This is a genomic window from Mesorhizobium sp. M7A.F.Ca.CA.002.15.2.1 (assembly GCF_003998715.1).
Lineage (GTDB): Bacteria > Pseudomonadota > Alphaproteobacteria > Rhizobiales > Rhizobiaceae > Mesorhizobium > Mesorhizobium ciceri.
The window spans coordinates 1-3,714 of record NZ_RZPI01000577.1; the positions used below are offsets into that span (position 1 = coordinate 1).

At 60.5% G+C, this 3,714-nt stretch carries 4 protein-coding genes; all 4 read left to right on the forward strand.

Features of this window, described 5'->3' with window-relative positions:
* Positions 1 to 459 precede the first annotated feature (459 nt).
* Complete coding sequence (gene rpsL / locus ENZ74_RS25410; RefSeq protein ID WP_006333356.1) at positions 460 to 831, forward strand: 30S ribosomal protein S12; 372 nt, start codon at positions 460 to 462, stop codon at positions 829 to 831.
* Positions 832 to 891: 60 nt separating this feature from the next.
* On the forward strand, positions 892 to 1,362 hold the full coding sequence (rpsG, locus tag ENZ74_RS25415) for a 30S ribosomal protein S7 (protein ID WP_008875664.1): 471 nt from the start codon (positions 892 to 894) through the stop codon (positions 1,360 to 1,362).
* A gap of 29 nt (positions 1,363 to 1,391) precedes the next feature.
* Positions 1,392 to 3,482 carry an elongation factor G gene (gene fusA, locus ENZ74_RS25420; RefSeq protein WP_127313065.1) on the forward strand — a complete coding sequence of 697 codons (2,091 nt, stop codon included), beginning with the start codon at positions 1,392 to 1,394 and terminating at the stop codon, positions 3,480 to 3,482.
* A 99-nt stretch (positions 3,483 to 3,581) separates the two neighbouring features.
* A partial coding sequence (locus ENZ74_RS25425) for a GTP-binding protein (protein WP_245261238.1) occupies positions 3,582 to 3,714 on the forward strand: 133 nt, incomplete at its 3' end.

Below are 3,714 nucleotides of genomic sequence, written 5' to 3' on the forward strand. Positions count from 1 at the left end.
GGTTTTGACTGCTCATGCGGCCTTTTCGCATGAAGCAAGGCCGCGCGACAGCGCAAACCCATTCACTTTGCCTGAAGGCTTGTCACTTTCTTCCTCGCTCTTGCAAAAATGCGAAAGAAAATTACATGCGGTTTTCGCATGGCTGCCAAGCCTTGGTCGGCGCGCAATATTTGGTGCTCCGGGCTTGACGGTCCGCGGTCTTACGGGTAGAAGCCGCCCAGTCAGAACCGATGTGAGGCTCTCCCTTCCGAAGCGACACGCTTTGGAGTTTGCCTCAAACAGGGTTCGTTTTACGAGCGAAAAGACATTTCCGGCGTGCACGAAGCGGCTTCCGCTTCCTCTGCCTTTTGTTCGGGCAAGACCGCGAGGCGCGGTTTATGGCCCGAATTTGCGTATGGAAATGACGCTTTGAGCGGCCCTGACCGGGCGAGACACGGAATTGAGAGACAAGAGGGTTTAATGCCTACCGTCAACCAGCTGATCCGCAAGCCGCGCATTGCGCCGGTGAAGCGCAACAAGGTCCCGGCCATGCAGCAGAACCCGCAGAAGCGGGGCGTCTGCACGCGCGTCTATACAACGACGCCGAAGAAGCCGAACTCGGCGCTGCGCAAGGTGGCCAAGATCCGCCTGACCAATGGTTTTGAAGTGATCGGGTACATCCCCGGCGAAGGCCACAACCTTCAGGAGCACTCCGTGGTGATGATCCGCGGCGGCCGCGTCAAGGATCTTCCGGGCGTTCGCTACCACATCATCCGCGGCGTGCTCGACACGCAGGGTGTGAAGAACCGCAAGCAGCGCCGTTCGAAGTACGGCGCCAAGCGTCCGAAGTAAGATTTTCCGGCCTTGGCGCTCCTTGAGTGCGTCGGGCTATGAGATTGAGAGACAAAAGCCATGTCGCGTCGTCACAGTGCAGAAAAGCGTGAGATCAATCCGGACCCGAAGTTCGGCGATCTGATCGTCACCAAGTTCATGAACGCCGTCATGTATGACGGCAAGAAGTCGGTCGCCGAGACCATCGTCTACGGCGCGCTCGACCAGGTTCAGTCGAAGACCAAGCAGGAGCCGGTCACCGTCTTCCATCAGGCGCTCGACAATGTCGCGCCGCATGTGGAAGTGCGTTCGCGTCGTGTCGGCGGCGCCACCTACCAGGTTCCGGTCGACGTGCGCCCCGAGCGCCGCCAGGCATTGGCCATTCGCTGGCTGATTGCTGCGGCCCGCAACCGCAACGAGACCACGATGGTCGACCGCCTCTCCGGCGAGCTGATGGACGCGGCCAACAACCGCGGCACCGCTGTCAAGAAGCGTGAAGACACCCACAAGATGGCTGAAGCCAACCGCGCTTTCGCGCACTACCGCTGGTAAAGCGCGAACGAGACTGAGAGGCAGCTACGATGGCCCGCGAATACAAAATCGAAGACTACCGCAATTTCGGTATCATGGCGCATATTGACGCCGGCAAGACGACGACCACCGAGCGCGTCCTCTACTACACGGGCAAGTCGCACAAGATCGGCGAAGTCCACGACGGCGCTGCCACCATGGATTGGATGGAGCAGGAGCAGGAGCGCGGCATCACCATCACGTCCGCCGCGACCACGACCTTCTGGAAGGCTCGTGACGGCAAGATGCACCGCTTCAACATCATCGACACCCCCGGCCACGTCGACTTCACCATCGAGGTCGAGCGTTCGCTGCGCGTGCTCGACGGCGCCATCGCGCTGCTCGATGCCAATGCCGGTGTTGAGCCGCAGACCGAGACTGTCTGGCGCCAGGCCGACAAATATCGCGTTCCGCGCATGATCTTCTGCAACAAGATGGACAAGATCGGCGCCGACTTCTATCGCTCGGTCGAGATGATCGGCTCGCGCCTCGGTGCGCATGCTGTTGTCATGCAGCTGCCGATTGGCGCCGAGACCGAGTTCAAGGGCGTTGTCGACCTCGTCGAGATGAACGCGCTGGTCTGGCGCGACGAGACGCTGGGCGCTGCCTGGGACATCGTCGAGATCCCGGACGACCTCAAGGCTCGTGCCGAAGAATACCGCGAGAAGATGATCGAGGCTGCCGTCGAAATGGACGAGACGGCGCTTGAGAATTACCTCGAAGGCAAGATGCCGTCGAATGACGAGATTCGCGCGCTGATCCGCAAGGGCACCATCGCGGTCAAGTTCTACCCGATGTTCTGTGGCTCGGCCTTCAAGAACAAGGGCGTGCAGCCGCTGCTCGACGCCGTTGTCGAATATCTGCCGTCGCCGGCCGATGTTCCCGCCATCAAGGGCGTCGATGCCAAGACCGACGCCGAGATCGAGCGTCATGCCGACGACAACGAGCCGCTGTCGATGCTCGCCTTCAAGATCATGAACGACCCGTTCGTCGGTTCGCTGACCTTTGCGCGCATCTATTCGGGCAGGCTCACCAAGGGCATCTCGGTCGACAACACCGTGAAGGGCAAGAAAGAGCGCATCGGCCGCATGCTGCAGATGCATGCGAACTCGCGCGCCGACGTCGAAGAGGCTTTTGCCGGCGATATCGTTGCTCTTGCCGGTCTCAAGGACACGACCACCGGCGACACGCTGAGCGATCCGCTGCATCCGGTCATCCTCGAGCGCATGGAATTCCCCGATCCGGTCATCCAGATCGCCATCGAGCCGAAGACCAAGAACGACCAGGAAAAGATGGGCCTCGCCCTTCATCGCCTGGCCGCCGAGGATCCGTCCTTCCGCGTCAAGACCGACGAGGAAAGCGGCCAGACAATCATTTCCGGCATGGGCGAACTCCACCTCGACATCATCGTCGACCGCATGCGTCGCGAGTTCAAGGTCGAGGCCAATGTCGGCGCACCGCAGGTGGCCTATCGCGAGACGATCACCCGCAAGCACGAGCAGGACTACACGCACAAGAAGCAGACCGGCGGTACCGGTCAGTTCGCTCGCGTCAAGATCCTGTTCGAGCCGAACCCCGATAGCAGCGAGTTCGAGTTCGATACCAAGATCGTCGGCGGCGCCGTGCCGAAGGAATACATCCCTGGTGTCGAAAAGGGCATCAACAGCGTCATGACCTCGGGTCCGTTCGCGGGCTTCCCGATGATCGGCGTCAAGGCGACCCTCATCGACGGCGCTTACCACGATGTCGACTCCAGCGTTCTGGCCTTCGAAATCGCCGGCCGCGCCTGCTTCCGTGAAGCAGCACCCAAGCTTGGCGTGCAGCTGCTCGAGCCGATCATGAAGGTCGAAGTCGTGACGCCGGAAGACTACGTCGGCAGCGTCATCGGCGATCTGAACGGTCGTCGTGGCCAGACCCAGGGTCAGGAAGCGCGTGGCGTCGCCGTTGTCATCAACGCGATGGTGCCGCTCGCCAACATGTTCAAGTATGTCGACAACCTGCGCTCGATGAGCCAGGGCCGTGCGGCCTACACGATGCAGTTCGATCACTACGAGCCGGTTCCGACCGCAGTGGCCCAGGAAGTCCAGAAGAAATACGCGTAAGGGTTCCTTAGCCACCGACGTCGCGTCCCTTGCGCGGTGCCGGATCTGAAGAGCGAATAACAATTTCCCCCAAGCGGGTAGAATAGACGGAGAACGATTATGGCCAAAGGTAAATTCGAGCGTAACAAGCCTCACGTGAACATCGGCACGATTGGCCACGTCGACCATGGCAAGACGTCGCTGACGGCGGCGATCACCAAGTATTTTGGCGAATACAAGCGCTACGACCAGA